This is a genomic window from Pseudomonas sp. NY11955 (assembly GCF_048068035.1).
Taxonomy (GTDB): Bacteria; Pseudomonadota; Gammaproteobacteria; order Pseudomonadales; family Pseudomonadaceae; genus Aquipseudomonas.
This window is the reverse complement of sequence record NZ_JBLUPS010000005.1, coordinates 70,319-83,424: the sequence shown is the minus strand read 5'-3', so window position 1 is coordinate 83,424 and position 13,106 is coordinate 70,319. Positions and strand designations below refer to the sequence as shown.

General features: G+C 63.9%; 16 protein-coding genes. 6 read left to right on the top strand and 10 right to left on the bottom strand.

Going from position 1 to position 13,106, the window contains the following annotated elements; translation table 11 throughout:
- Window positions 1–48: 48 nt before the first annotated feature.
- Window positions 49–396, top strand: coding sequence for an HPF/RaiA family ribosome-associated protein (locus tag ACNFBR_RS11265; protein WP_105945688.1), 348 nt, complete (start codon window positions 49–51; stop codon window positions 394–396).
- A 121-nt stretch (window positions 397–517) separates the two neighbouring features.
- On the top strand, window positions 518–808 hold the full coding sequence (locus ACNFBR_RS11260) for a DUF3509 domain-containing protein (RefSeq protein WP_416734994.1): 291 nt from the start codon (window positions 518–520) through the stop codon (window positions 806–808).
- Between the two features lie 3 nt (window positions 809–811).
- Here the strand turns inward: ACNFBR_RS11260 and ACNFBR_RS11255 are convergent, their stop codons facing one another.
- Window positions 812–1,282, bottom strand: a complete 471-nt coding sequence (locus ACNFBR_RS11255; protein WP_012274137.1) for a phosphate-starvation-inducible protein PsiE — start codon at window positions 1,280–1,282, stop codon at window positions 812–814.
- 231 nt (window positions 1,283–1,513) lie between these two features.
- Here ACNFBR_RS11255 and ACNFBR_RS11250 point away from each other — a divergent pair, with 231 nt between their 5' ends.
- Window positions 1,514–1,777, top strand: coding sequence for a YebG family protein (locus ACNFBR_RS11250; RefSeq protein WP_016489064.1), 264 nt, complete (start codon window positions 1,514–1,516; stop codon window positions 1,775–1,777).
- A 145-nt stretch (window positions 1,778–1,922) separates the two neighbouring features.
- Here the strand turns inward: ACNFBR_RS11250 and ACNFBR_RS11245 are convergent, their stop codons facing one another.
- On the bottom strand, window positions 1,923–2,942 hold the full coding sequence (locus tag ACNFBR_RS11245; RefSeq protein WP_012274139.1) for a Leu/Phe/Val dehydrogenase: 1,020 nt from the start codon (window positions 2,940–2,942) through the stop codon (window positions 1,923–1,925).
- Window positions 2,943–3,065: 123 nt separating this feature from the next.
- Between ACNFBR_RS11245 and ACNFBR_RS11240 the strand changes: the two genes are divergently transcribed.
- Window positions 3,066–3,872, top strand: a complete 807-nt coding sequence (locus ACNFBR_RS11240; RefSeq protein WP_416734993.1) for a SirB1 family protein — start codon at window positions 3,066–3,068, stop codon at window positions 3,870–3,872.
- On the opposite strand, the gene maiA is transcribed toward ACNFBR_RS11240, so the two are convergent.
- Genes maiA through hmgA form a run of 3 tightly spaced genes read right to left on the bottom strand, consistent with a single transcriptional unit; the run spans window position 3,866 to window position 7,108 of the window.
- Window positions 3,866–4,498 (bottom strand): maleylacetoacetate isomerase, encoded by a 633-nt coding sequence (gene maiA / locus ACNFBR_RS11235; RefSeq protein ID WP_416734992.1) that lies wholly within the window; start codon window positions 4,496–4,498, stop codon window positions 3,866–3,868. The genes ACNFBR_RS11240 and maiA overlap by 7 nt on opposite strands.
- A gap of 12 nt (window positions 4,499–4,510) precedes the next feature.
- Window positions 4,511–5,803, bottom strand: coding sequence for a fumarylacetoacetase (gene fahA, locus ACNFBR_RS11230; protein WP_416734991.1), 1,293 nt, complete (start codon window positions 5,801–5,803; stop codon window positions 4,511–4,513).
- Between the two features lie 3 nt (window positions 5,804–5,806).
- Window positions 5,807–7,108 carry a homogentisate 1,2-dioxygenase gene (gene hmgA / locus ACNFBR_RS11225; RefSeq protein WP_416734990.1) on the bottom strand — a complete coding sequence of 434 codons (1,302 nt, stop codon included), beginning with the start codon at window positions 7,106–7,108 and terminating at the stop codon, window positions 5,807–5,809.
- A gap of 174 nt (window positions 7,109–7,282) precedes the next feature.
- Here hmgA and ACNFBR_RS11220 point away from each other — a divergent pair, with 174 nt between their 5' ends.
- On the top strand, window positions 7,283–8,065 hold the full coding sequence (locus ACNFBR_RS11220; RefSeq protein ID WP_416734989.1) for an IclR family transcriptional regulator: 783 nt from the start codon (window positions 7,283–7,285) through the stop codon (window positions 8,063–8,065).
- Between the two features lie 227 nt (window positions 8,066–8,292).
- On the opposite strand, the gene ACNFBR_RS11215 is transcribed toward ACNFBR_RS11220, so the two are convergent.
- The 4 genes from ACNFBR_RS11215 to ACNFBR_RS11200 all read right to left on the bottom strand — a co-directional run bounded on the left by ACNFBR_RS11215 (window position 8,293) and on the right by ACNFBR_RS11200 (window position 11,466).
- Window positions 8,293–9,207, bottom strand: a complete 915-nt coding sequence (locus tag ACNFBR_RS11215) for an SDR family oxidoreductase (RefSeq protein ID WP_416734988.1) — start codon at window positions 9,205–9,207, stop codon at window positions 8,293–8,295.
- A gap of 114 nt (window positions 9,208–9,321) precedes the next feature.
- On the bottom strand, window positions 9,322–10,227 hold the full coding sequence (locus tag ACNFBR_RS11210; RefSeq protein ID WP_416734987.1) for an alpha/beta fold hydrolase: 906 nt from the start codon (window positions 10,225–10,227) through the stop codon (window positions 9,322–9,324).
- A 176-nt stretch (window positions 10,228–10,403) separates the two neighbouring features.
- Window positions 10,404–11,090 (bottom strand): LrgB family protein, encoded by a 687-nt coding sequence (locus tag ACNFBR_RS11205; RefSeq protein WP_416734986.1) that lies wholly within the window; start codon window positions 11,088–11,090, stop codon window positions 10,404–10,406.
- Window positions 11,080–11,466, bottom strand: coding sequence for a CidA/LrgA family protein (locus tag ACNFBR_RS11200; RefSeq protein ID WP_416734985.1), 387 nt, complete (start codon window positions 11,464–11,466; stop codon window positions 11,080–11,082). The genes ACNFBR_RS11205 and ACNFBR_RS11200 overlap by 11 nt, the downstream gene beginning before the upstream one ends.
- Window positions 11,467–11,561: 95 nt before the next feature.
- Between ACNFBR_RS11200 and ACNFBR_RS11195 the strand changes: the two genes are divergently transcribed.
- Entirely contained in the window at window positions 11,562–12,461 is a 900-nt protein-coding gene (locus ACNFBR_RS11195; RefSeq protein WP_416734984.1) for a LysR substrate-binding domain-containing protein, read from the top strand.
- A gap of 110 nt (window positions 12,462–12,571) precedes the next feature.
- Here ACNFBR_RS11195 and ACNFBR_RS11190 read toward each other — a convergent pair whose 3' ends face one another.
- On the bottom strand, window positions 12,572–13,027 hold the full coding sequence (locus ACNFBR_RS11190; RefSeq protein ID WP_416734983.1) for a flavodoxin: 456 nt from the start codon (window positions 13,025–13,027) through the stop codon (window positions 12,572–12,574).
- Window positions 13,028–13,106: the final 79 nt, after the last annotated feature.

Below are 13,106 nucleotides of genomic sequence, written 5' to 3'. Positions count from 1 at the left end.
AGGGCCTAGGCGCGTCTCCATGCGAGCAAGCTGAATAAGGATTGAATCATGCAAATCCAGGTCAACAGCAGCAACCATTTCGAAGGCAACGCCCGGCTCGACCAGTGGGTCCGCAGCACACTGCAGAACTCGCTGGAACGTTACGAAGAAGACCTCACCCGCATCGAGGTTCACCTGCGCGACGAGAACGGCGCCAAGCCCGGACCGCATGACAAACGCTGCCAGATGGAGGCTCGCCCCAAAGGCCACCAACCGATTTCGGTGACCCACACCGCCACTTCGCTGGACCAGGCAGTGGACGGTGCCGCCACCAAGCTCAACCACGCACTGGAACACTTCTACGGCAAGCTGCGCAGCAAGCGCGGCGCCTTGGAACTGAGTGACCCAGACGCCTGATCGGCAATGCAAAACGCCCGGCCTAGAGCCGGGCGTTTTTATTCGTAGCGATCAACGGCACTGAACCAACCCGCCGTTTTGCCAGTCAACCTCTGCACTCATTCGCTGCAGAAGCCAGAACATGAACAACCCATTCGAATTGATCAGTGCCGCATTTGCCCCCGAGTACCGGGTCAACCTGAGCATCGAAAACCTCGATGGCAGCATCATGCTGACGCTGTCCGACGATGCCGGCGTGGTCGCCAAGCGCCTCATCAGCCAAGCCCAGCGCAACGACCCGGTGCGCCTGCAGCGGGTAATCGACAGCATCCGCCTGGGCCTGGCCATCGAACTCAACCAGAACCCCATGCAGGTGCTGGCCGCCTTGACCCGCGATGCTCGCCACCCGCCGCGCCATTTCGTGGCCAATTGAGGGCTACTTGCCCTCCTCCACTTCCTTGCCGTTGGCATCCAGCACCTTGGTCGAGGGATAGCGGTACGAGGCGTAGCGCACCACCAGGATCGAGAACGCCAGCAACAGGATGCCACCGCACAGGTACAGCAGCCCTTCGTCCGGTGCCTTGTGGTGCGAGACATCGCCGATCAGCAGGCGTGTCAGCGCGGTAATCGCCACGTACAACAGAAAGCGGATCGGCATGTGGTTGGTCTTGAAGTAGATACCGACCATCGCCCCCAGCTCCAGGTAGATGAACAGCAGCAGGATGTCATCGACACTGACCCCGCCCTTGCCGAGCATATCCAGGAAAGTCACCACTGCCGCATAGGCGGTAATCGCGCCAATGCCGAACAGCGCCAGGTAATGGAAGGCCTCGACGCACAGGTTGCCCAGCGAGTCCGCCGAGCCGTGCAGGCCCTTGCGCAGCTTTTCTGCCCATTTGATGTTCACGATGTTCCATTCCCCGATACGTCTTGAAGGATGATGCGCCACGGGTGTGACGCTTGTGCCATGCAGTTAAAGGGCCAGGCCCTTGGCTTGGAAGGCGACCGATTGCCGCAAGGCACCTGTGTACTAGGCTTTTGCCCTGAGAATCAGGTTGCGCGGTGATGGCAAATGCCATTACTGTATATAAATACAGTTAACCGCAACACAACCAGCAAAAAGGCATAGAGGTGATGAATGGCCGTCGAAGTGGTGTACCGCAGCAGCCGCGACCCGGAGCGCTTGTTCATGGATAAGGCCGAAGCAGACCGTCACGACAAGATGCTCGAACTGGCCGAGCGCCTGGCCGAAGTGCTGCACAAGGCAGTGCCTTCGCTGACCGAGCAGCAGGTCGAGGAAGCCGGTATCTACATGGCCAAGAACCGCGATGTATTCGCCCGGGCGTTCAAAAGCCAGCCGGATGCGCTGGCCGAACTGCTGGAAGGCGGTGCAGCTGAGTGATCACAGGCAGCTCCAAGGCACGCACGGAACCTGTAGGAGCAGCCTTGTGCTGCGAAGAGGCCTGTATGGCCGAAAAAATTCATCGGCTCTGCCGGCCTCTTCGCAGCACAAGGCTGCTCCTACCGGGCAGGCTGCTCCCGAAAAGTCAGCCGTAGAGCAACCGCTCCGCCAGCATCTGCGCCACCCGCGCCGGCGAACGCTTCTCCGCCTGCGCATGGCCAAACACTTCGGTCAGCCGCGAAGGAATGCGCGCCAGATGCGCAGTGATAGTGCCCAGGTCCTCGCCACGATGGGTCAGCGCCACATAGATCAGCCCACCGGCATTGATCACGTAATCGGGCGCATACAGTATCCCCCGCGACTCCAGCTGGTCTGCCACCTGCAAGGTGGTCAGCTGGTTGTTCGCCGCCCCTGCCACTGCCGCACAGCGCAGTTGCATCACGCTCTGTCCGTTCAGCACCGGCCCCACACCGCAGGGGGCGAAGATATCGCAAGGCGTGCTGATCAATGCATCGTTGGTCACAGGTTTGGCATCGAACTGCTCCATCGCCAGACGCACCCGCCCCGGGTCCAGGTCGCTGACCAGCAGCTCCGCGCCCACCGCGTGCAATTGCTCCGCCAGCGCATAGCCGACATTACCCAACCCCTGCACGGCTACCCGCAGGCCTCTCAAATCATCGCTGCCCAGCCTGAACGACGTCGTGGCGCGGATACCAGCGAATACCCCCATCGCCGCATGCGGCGAGGGATCACCCGAGGCCGTGGTGCTGGTCACATGGGGGGTGCTCTGGGCGATGCAATCCATGTCGAGGGTGGAGGTGCCGCTGTCCACGGCAATGATGAAGCGCCCATGCAAGGTATCGATGAAGCGGCCAAAGGCCTCGAACAGCGCGGCGCGGTTTTCCACATGCGGGTTGCGCATGATCACCGCCTTGCCGCCCCCCAGCGGCAAGCCGGCCAGTGCCGCCTTGTAGCTCATGCCTTGGGCCAGGCGAATGGCGTCGGTCATGGCGCTTTCGTCATCGGCATAAGGCAGGTAGCGGCAACCGCCCATGGCCGGGCCCAGGTGCTCACTGTGGATCGCCACAACCGCTTTCAGGCCCGTAGGTGGGTCATTGAACAAGTGCAGTGACTGGGTACGGGTACTTTGCATCAGTGCGAACATCGCCAGGCTCCCCACGAGGTGCTCCCTCCAGTATAGGCACGGCCCCGACGCTGACACCGCCGCCGGACCACTGGACGAAACCGCGCGCCACGGCTAATACTCAAGCGTGTGTGGAGATGCCCCATGAAGCCACGTCAAGCCTGCCTGGCCTGCCTGGAACGCGAGCCTGTCGCCCTGCTGGAAGCCGCATTGTGGATTGCCGCCGAGCACGACCCTAGTGTCGAGCCCGCGGCCAGCCTTGCCACCCTGCACGACCTGCAGCGCGAGATCAGCACCAAGCTGCCGATGCTGCCGCTGTGCGAACTGGCCCAGCCACTGCTGCGCCAATTGAATGCGCTGGGCTTCCAGCAAGATGAATACCACCCGTTGCGCCCGCATGCGGCGATGATGGACAAGGTACTGCAGCGCCGCCGCGGCCAACCACTGACCTTGGCCATCCTTGCCCTGGAGCTGGCCCGTCGCCTGTCCATCCCGCTGGAGGGCGTGGGCTTCCCTGGGCATTTCCTGCTACGCGTGCCGGGTGCCGACCACCTGCTCGACCCCTGCGGCGGCCGGCGCCTGTACCCCAGCGACTGCCGCGAGCTGCTGGCGCGCCAGTTCGGCCCGCATGTGGCGCTGACAGCGGAGCACCTGAGCCGCGCAAGCCCGCTGCAGATGCTGCAACGCCTGTCACGCAACCTGCGCCAACTGCACATCAGTAACGACAACCACCTGGCGGCGTTGATCGATGCCGAGCGGGTCATGCAGCTGGGCCCGGTGCAAGTCAGCGACTACATGACCCGCGCCTCGCTCTACCAGCACCTGGATTGCCCGCAGGCCGAGCGCTTCGACCTGGAGCATGCGCTGCTGCTGACCGAAGACCCGGTTCAGCGCCTGAAGCTGTCCGAGCGCATCGGCAAGCTTCCGGCGGCGAACCGTTCGCTTCACTGAGCCGGGCTGTCCGGCTGCTGGGCGGGGTGGGCCTGGGCGAACGCCGGGTGCCCGGCCGCCAGTGCGGCAACCCGCAAAATGCGCGGGAAGCGGTCGAGGTCGATGTTGAAGCGTTCGGCCGCGTACAACTGTGGGATCAGGTACACATCCGCCAGCCCAGGCGTATCGCCAAAACAGAAGCCATGATCGCCAATCAGTCGCTCCACTGCCGCCAGCCCCTGGCTGATCCAGTGGCCGATCCACTGGTTGACCTGCCCTTCGTCCTGGCCAGCCTGACGCAGTTGGTTGAGCACGCTGACGTTGTGCAGCGGGTGAATATCGCAACCGATGATGGCCGCCACGCCACGCACCTTGGCCCGTTCCACGGCTGTGGTCGGTAGCAACGCGGGCTGTGGATAAACCTCTTCCAGGTACTCGATGATTGCCGGCGACTGCACCAGCAATTCACCGCCGTCGGTACGCAAGGCCGGCACGCGGCCCTGCGGGTTGACAGCGACATAGTCCGCGCCGCGCTGCTCACCCTGCAGCAGGTTGACCGGCAGGGACTGGTAAGCCAGCCCCTTCAGTGCCAGGGCAATGCGCACCCGGTAGGACGAGGTGGAACGGTAATAGGTGTACAGCTCCATACCCCTGCCTCCTCAGTTGGCCGCGATGACCGTGCCACGGCATTCGCCGAAGCCGATGCTGGCCACGCCGTCACGCGTGCAGCGGGCACGCAGGATGATTTCGTCGCCATCTTCAAGGAACTTGCGCACCTCGCCACTGGCCAGCTCGACCGGCATCTTGCCGCCCTCGGTGATCTCCAGCAGGCTGCCGAACGAACCCGGCGTGGCGCCCGACAGCGTGCCCGAACCGAACAGGTCACCCGGCTGCAGTTGGCAGCCGTTGACGCTGTGGTGTGCCACCAGCTGCGCCACGGTCCAGTACATGCTGCGGGTGTTGCTCAGGGTCAGGCGGTGCGGGGCGACACCCTGCTCGCGCATGCGCTCGGTCAGCAGCAGCACTTCGAGTTCGATATCGAAGGCACCGGCGGCCTGATCACGCTTGTCCAGCAGGTACGACAGCGGCTGCGGGTCGCCTTCCGGGCGTGCAGGCTGAGCGCAGCGGAACGGCTCCAGCGCTTCGGCGGTAACCACCCAGGGCGATATGCTGGTGATGAAACTCTTGGACAGGAACGGCCCCAGCGGCTGGTACTCCCAGGCCTGAATATCGCGCGCCGACCAGTCGTTGAGCAGGCACAGGCCCGCTACGTGTTCGGCGGCATCGCCAACCGGGATCGCCTGGCCCATGTCATTGCCCTGGCCAATCCAGATGCCCAGCTCCAGCTCGAAGTCCAGCCGTGCGCAAGGGCCGAAACTCGGCTCGGTGTGCCCGGCCGGCAGGGTCTGGCCTTTTGGCCGGCGTACATCGGTGCCGGACGGGCGAATGGTGGAGGCACGGCCGTGATAACCGATCGGCACATACTTGTAGTTGGGCAGCAGCGGGTTGTCGGGGCGGAACAGCTTGCCGACGTTCTTGGCGTGCTCGATGCCTACGTAGAAGTCGGTGTAGTCACCAATCTGCGCGGGCACATGCAGCTGGCAGTCGCTGGCTGGATACAGCGCCGGCTTCAGGGCTGCCTGGTGCTCGCTGTGCTCGCCGAGCAGCACCTGCAAACGCTCGCGCAGGGCAACCCGGGCACTGCGGCCCAACGCGAAGTATGCGTTCAGTGCCCCACCACGGGTGGCTTCGACGGCGGCCTTGGCGGCACCGTCGAACAGGCCGGCGGCCAGCACCGCCTCCAGGTCGAGGATCGCGTCGCCGATGGCCACGCCACAGCGCCTGGCTTCACCCGGCCGGCTGAAGATGCCCAATGGCAGGTTCTGCAGCGGGAAGTCGCTGTGCCCGTTGGCGTGCTCGACCCAGCTACGGGCATTGGCAGTGTGGTTCATGGGTTATCTCCGGTTCGGGTTGAAGGTGCTCGGCAAGGTCGCCCAGCAACTATCGTAGTCGGCCTGCAATTGCGGGCATTCAAGGGCTTGCAGGCTCGGGCGCAGCACCTGGCTGGTCTCGAACATGAAGGCCATGGTGTTGTCGATCTTGTGCGGCGCCAAGTCAGCGGCAATGGCCTTTTCGCAGGTTTCGGCATCGGGGCCATGGGCGCTCATCACCCCGTGCAGCGAGGCACCGCCTGGCAGGAAGCCCTCGGCCTTGGCATCGTAGGCGCCGTTGATCAGGCCCATGAACTCGTTCATCAGGTTGCGGTGGAACCATGGCGGGCGGAAGGTGTTCTCGGCCACCATCCAGCGTGGCGGGAAAATCACGAAGTCCATGTTGGCCAGGCCATGCACGCTGGTAGGCGAGGTCAACACGGTGAAGATCGACGGGTCCGGGTGGTCGAAGCTGACCGTGCCGATGGTGTTGAAACGGCGCAGGTCGTATTTGTATGGCACGTTGCTGCCGTGCCAGGCCACCACGTCCAGTGGCGAATGCTGCAGTTCGCAGGCCCAGTGTTCACCCAGGAACTTCTGCACCAGTTGCACCGGCCCTTCGGCCTCCTCGTAGTGCGCCACCGGGGTGAGAAAATCCCGCGGGTTGGCCAGGCCGTTGCTGCCGATCGGGCCGAGGTCGGGAATACGCAGCGGCGCGCCGTGGTTTTCGGCGATGTAGCCACGGGCCTGGCCGTCGAGCAGCTCGACACGGAACTTCATGCCACGCGGGATCACCGCAATTTCCAGTGGCTCGACTTCCATCACGCCCAGTTCGGTGGCGATGCGCAGGCGGCCCTGTTCCGGCACCAGCAGCAATTCACCGTCGGCGTTGAAGAACACCCGCTCCATGGAACGGTTGGCGCGGTAGATGTAGATGCTCACGCCAGCGGGTTTTTCCGCTGCGGCGTTGGCCACCATTGGCAACCAGCCTTCGATGAAATCGGTCGGCTCGGCGGGCATCGGCTGCGGGCTCCAGCGCAGCCGGTTGGGGTTGATGCCCCCCAGCGGCCCGCTCAGTGGCTGGCGCGCCAGGCGCTCGAAACGTGGGTGCAAGGCAGACGGGCGAATGCGATACAACCAGGTGCGGCGCAGTTCGCTGCGGGCCATGGTGAAAGCCGTGCCCGAGAGCAGTTCGGCATACAACCCATAGGGCGCCTTCTGCGGCGAGTTCTGCCCGACCGGCAAGGCCCCTGGCAGCGCTTCGCTGGCAAACTCGTTGCCGAAGCCGCTGAGGTAGTGAAGGTCGGGTGAGGTGTCGCGATTCATCGATGCCTCCGGGCTCTGGCCGAGCCGTTGCGGGCAGCTGGCTGCTGGCCCGGTGTGGGGTGGCAGCGCGTCTGCATTGTTTTTATCGTAATCAGATTACGAATAACGTAATTTGCTCCGCGCATGACGTCAAGCTATAAAGGCCCGACTTGAAGAATCCGGAAGAAGATGTCCATGGCCAAAGCCAGCCCCCCCGCCGACAACGGCAAGCAGAAAGTCCGCTCGGCGGAAGTCGGCACCGACATCCTCAAGGCCCTTGCCGAGCTGTCCCCATCCACGTCGCTGTCACGCCTGGCGGAGCATGTGCAAATGCCGGCAAGCAAGGTGCACCGTTACCTACAAGCGCTGATTGCCAGCGGCTTTGCCGAACAGGATGCCGCCACCAACCATTACGGCCTGGGGCGCGAGGCATTGCGGGTGGGGCTGGCGGCGCTGGGCAGCATCGATGTGCTCAAGATTGCCGCGCTGCCGCTGTCGCAGCTGCGCGACGAGTTGAACGAAAGTTGTTTCATTGCCGTGTGGGGCAACCAGGGCGCGACCGTGGTCAGCATTGAACCGGCAGTGCGTGCAGTCACCGTGGTCACGCAGATGGGCTCGGTGCTGCCACTACTCACCTCGTCCACCGGCCTGGTGTTCGCCGCCTACCTGCCCGAGCGCGAAACCGTCGAGTTGCGTGACCGCGAGCTGGCCGCCCTGCGGCACGACGCCGATGACTACCAGGCCGTATTGGCCAGCATTCGTGAACGTGGCCTGCACCATGTGCATGGCCTGCTGATGCCAGGCGTGGACGCTCTGTCGGCACCTGTGTTCAATGCCATGGGGCAAATTGCGGCGGTGATGACGGTGGTCGGGCCGACGTCGATCTTCCATGCCGACGAACATGGCCCGGCGGCGCAGCGGCTGCTGGCGGCAGCGCGGGAAACCAGCTGGCGCATGGGCTACTCGCCCGCTGCCTGAGCGCCAGCTGCACTATTGCCCGATACGTAAAGGTGAATGTCATAAGCAGCTATTTTTCCCACAGGATCAAGCGCTTATTCTTAACTCACTGGCCGGCATGAAGGGCTCTCCCCCCCGCCTTTCAGGCCTGCGAGGTTCACCGACGTAGATTTTGAAGCTCCTTGATCTAACGTCTCGATTGGCCGCTGCGGCTTGCAGCGGCCTTTTTTATTCGGGCTGAAGAATCTTCAGCCCAGCGGGTATTTCTGCAGGTTGGCCATCATCTGCTGCAGTGCCTGCAAACTGTCCTGCGGATGCACCGCCCCATCAAAGTCGCCGATCCGCGCCCAGTTCTGGGCCACCTGCTCCGGGGTAAAGCCCTCGCGCGGATCGAAGCCCACCCCCAGGCTGCGTTCCCAGCGCACCTTGCCCACCCAACCGCCGCCCACCTCGAACAATTCCCCCGTGCCCTGACACTGCTCGCTGCCCAGGTAAACCACCAACGGGCTGACCAGCTCGGGCTTGAGCCGCTCGAACACCTGGGGCGGGATCAGCCCTTCGGTCATGCGGGTGCCGCCCGTGGGGGCAATGGCGTTGACCAGGATGCCGTGCTTGCGCCCTTCGATTGCCAGGGTGCGGGTCAGCCCGTACAAACCCAGCTTGGCCATGCCGTAATTGGCCTGGCCAAAGTTGCCGTAGATACCCGAGGTGGAAGCCGTGAAGATCACCCGCCCCCAGTTCTGTTCGCGCAAATGTGGCCAGGCGGCGCGGGTGACTTTGAAGGCGCCTTCCACATGCACCTGGTACACCTGCTCCCAGTCACTGTCATCCATCTTGTGGAAGGTCTTGTCACGCAGGATGCCCGCGTTGTTCACCAGCACATCGACCCGGCCAAAACTGTCCAGCGCCTGCTCGACGATACGCGCACCGTGGCTGACCGAATCATGGTTGGCGATGGCGCTGCCACCGGCGGCGCGGATCTCCTCCACCACCCGGTCGGCGGCCGAGGCGCTGGCACCTTCACCGTGGGTAGAGCCGCCAAGGTCGTTGACCACCACCCTGGCCCCGCGCGCGGCGAACAGCAGCGCGTGGGCGCGGCCCAGGCCGCCACCGGCACCGGTAACGATTACCACGCGATCTTGCAGGCGGACAGGCTCGGTCATGCTCATGGCTCCAGGCGGGTTCAGGTCAGCCGAGTGTCCGCCGCCAGCGGCAAGCGGACAATCAAGCTCACGCAGGCTGAATGCCTGGCAATAACGCAGGGCGATGAGGCCTCGTCAGGACCACGCCACTTTCGGCTGGTAGTAGCTCAGCGGTTGTTCACGAAAAGCCAGGTAATGGCGCAGTACCTGCACCGGCGCTTCGGTGTGCGGGTAATGGCCAATGCCCTGCAGTTGCACAGTGTCCGGCTCCGGCACCAGTTGCCGGTACCGCTCGAGCATGTGCGCGCCGGAAAGCGGGTCGACCACGCCATTGATGAAGCGCAGCGGTACGCCTTTGCGCTGCATCGCCCCGACCCAGCGTTCGCGGTGCAACCTGCGCTCCGGCATGTAGCCCACCAGCTTGTGCAGGATGCGCGTACCCCGGTTGGCAGCGATCAGGCTCCAGAAGTCATCCAGCGCGCTCTCGCTAGGGTGAGTGCAAGGGCCGTAGACCTGGGTCACGTTGCGCACCAGGTCGTCACGCCCGAACGAGCGCCCGACCAACCAGCCAAAGCGGCTGAGCAGCAGCTTCTGGATCAGCAGCATGCGGCAGCTTTCGGGGAACAACCCGCTGTTGAGAAACACGCAACTGGCGATGTCGGCACGTTGCTCATGGTGGCGCGCCAGCAGTTCCTGGGCCACGCTGCCGCCGTAGTCGTGGGCCAGCAGGTGCACCGGCTGCTCGACCTTGAGGTGGGCAAGCAACGCCTGTTGCAGGTCCGCTTGCTCCATCAGGCTGTAGGTGTGATCGACCGGTTTGGCCGAATCACCGAAGCCGAGCATGTCACAAGCGATCACCCGGAAGCGTTGGCTCAATGGTCCCCACAGGTAGTGCCAATCCCAGCTGGCGGTGGGGAAACCGTGCAACAAAAGCAGGGGCTCTCCTTGCCCTGCGGTCCAGTAGCGGATGCTCTGGCCCCGGAAGGTGAAACTCTGTCCCCGGGTACGCCAGACGCACAATGGAATTTCGGCCATAGGCATCAGAACGGTCCCGGTGATGTGGTGTTGGCGGAATAGGGCAAGGCTGCGGTCATTGCATGTCACCTCGGCACATACATGTGCTCTCTATGTCGAGGCAGAGTCTAGCTAGCAGCCAACTGGCTGGAACTTGCGTTGCCAGCCAGCTTGATGACTGAGCGAGTCAGTGGCACGAACGGTCAGAGCAGCATGGCCAGCAGCGGCGCCGCGAACAGGTTGAGCAGCCCGGTCAGGACCATGACCAGGCCGGCCACCGAGCCTTCTTCGCGGCCCACCTCCTGCGCCCGGCTGACCCCGGCGCCATGCGCGCCAACGCCAAACAACGCACCCCGTGCCAGCGGCGTGCGCAGCGGCAGCCAGCGCAACAGCACGCCACCGAACATGGCGCCGAGCACGCCGGTGAACATCACGAACACCGCCGTCAGCTCCGGCACGCCACCCAGGTCATGGGCCAGCGGCATGGCGAAGGGCGTGGTGATCGAGCGCGGCACCAGCGACAGGCTGGTTGCGCTGTCCAGCGCCAGAAGGTGCGCCAGGCCCCAGGAGCTGGCGATCGAAGCACTGCTGCCGGCCAGCATGCCCACCAGCAGGGCCGGCCAATGGCGCGCCAGCATGGCCCGCTGCTGCCAGATCGGTACCGCGAAGGCTACAGTCACTGGGCCAAGCACGCTCATCAACCAGTGCGTGTTGCGAGCGTATTCGGCATAGGCTGTATGCAGCGGCACGGCCACCGCCAACAGCAGCACAGGCACCAGAATCAACGGCGACAGCAGGTAGCGCTTGCTGCGCCGGTACAGCCAGCGGCTGCCCAGGTAAGCCAGCAAGGTCAGGGCCAGCCAGAACAGCGGCATGGGTTCAAGGCTCATGGCGCAACCTCCAGCGGCACACCAGCTCCACGGTCAATGCGGTCACCACCATCACCATCAGCGTGCTCACGGCGATCACCAGCAAGATGCGCCAGCCCTCTTCACGGATCAACGCGCCGTAGTCGAGCAGGCTCATCAGCGCCGGGATGAAGAACAGCAGCATCTCGGCCATCAGCCAGCCGGCGCCCAGTTGCAGCATGGCCGGCTTCATCACACCCGACGCGAACAATACCAGCAGCAAGGCCAGGCCCATCACGCCACCGGGGATCGGCCAGCCCAGCCAACTGGCAAGCTGGCCGCCGAGCAGGAACAGGGCACAGAGAATCGCCAGCTCGACGAGCAGGCGCAGGGCTTTTTTCACTAACGCGGGTTTCATGGGGGGGTCCTCGACAGGCCCTCATTTTAAGATTCGGCTGCCTAGGCCAGAAGCGAATTGTTAGACTGGCCACCATTCCATAATGGAATCGGAACATGGAATTCAAACAACTGCGCAGCTTTATCGAAGTGGTCCACCGCGGCGGTTTTACCCAGGCGGCACACACCCTGCACATCAGCCAGTCAGCGGTGAGCAAGCAGGTGGCCCAGCTGGAGCAAGATGTGGGCCAGCCGCTGCTGGAGCGCCAGGCTTCACAACTGCACCTGACCGCTGCCGGGCGTATCGTGCTGGAACGTGGTGAAGCCTTGCTGCGCCAGCGCCAGGCGTTGCTCAACGAACTGGACGATCTCAGCCAGATGGAACGTGGCGAACTGCGCCTGGGCTTGCCGATGCTGGGCAGCGACGCCTTGTTCGCCGGCCTGTTCGCCGAGTATCGACGGCGCCACCCGAACATCGCCATCCAGCTGCTCGAAGGTGGCAGCCGCAATGTCGAACAGGCCGTCAGAAGCGGGGAACTGGAGCTGGGCGGCAGCTTGACGCCCAGTGACGAAGCATTCGACTACCAGCCGTTCTGCAACGAACCCCTGGATGCCTTGCTACCGGCTGGGCATGCCTTGGCGGGCTCGGACGGGGTGGACCTGGGGCAACTGGCCGATACGCCGTTTCTGCTGTACCAGCGCAGTTTCGTGCTAAACGATCGGCTGTTGAAGGCGTGCCAACAGCAGGGTTTTACCCCCAAGGAAGGCGGGCGCAGTGGCCAAGCAGATTTTTTGGCGGCGCTGGTGGCGGCGGGCCAGGGCGTGGTGTTGCTGCCCCGGGTGGTGGCAAAAGCGCTGGAGCGCCCCGGGGTGGTGCGTTTGCCGCTGCGTTCGCCGGGGGATCTGCGTTGGGATATTGCCTTTATCTGGCGACGCGGGGCTTACCTGTCACGGGCGGCGAAGGCGTGGCTGGCCTTATTGCGCGAGTGGCCGGTGCTCCCCAGTTCACACCTGTAGGAGCAGCCTTGTGCTGCGAAGAGGCCGGTAAGGCAAACGACTCTTTCCGGCTTTATGGCCTCTTCGCAGCACAAGGCTGCTCCTACAGGGGCACCACAGTCCTCGCCTGGTCAGGCTTTCAGCGCACTCGCCAGCTCAGCCAACCACGGCTCGGCATCCGCCTCCGGGGTCACCGTCTCGCTCGCATCCAGGCGCAGCATCGGCTGCACTTCGCGCACGCCCAACTCGGCAAACAGCTCGCGCATCTGCTCGCCACCACCACAGTAGGTGTCGCCATAGCTGGAATCGCCCAGCGCAATCACTGCGCCCGGCAGGCCGCGCCAGGCCGCAGGCAGGGTGTCACGAATGGCGCTGTACAGCGGCATGAGGTTGTCTGGCAGCTCGCCCATACCGGTGGTCGAGGTCACGGCCAGCAAGGCGTCGGGGGCAAAGCCCTGAAGATCCTGAAGGGTGGCGCGCGCCGCATGCCAGGCCTCCAGCCCCGCGGCCTTGAGCAGCGATTCAGCGTGACGGGCGACTTCTTCGGCGGTGCCATAGACCGATCCGGAAATAATGACGACTTTCATCGGGAAGAGGATTCCGAAACTGAGTGAAAACGTAGGATACTAGCATCCAGCGATGGCAAAAGGCCGCCTCTACCAAAGT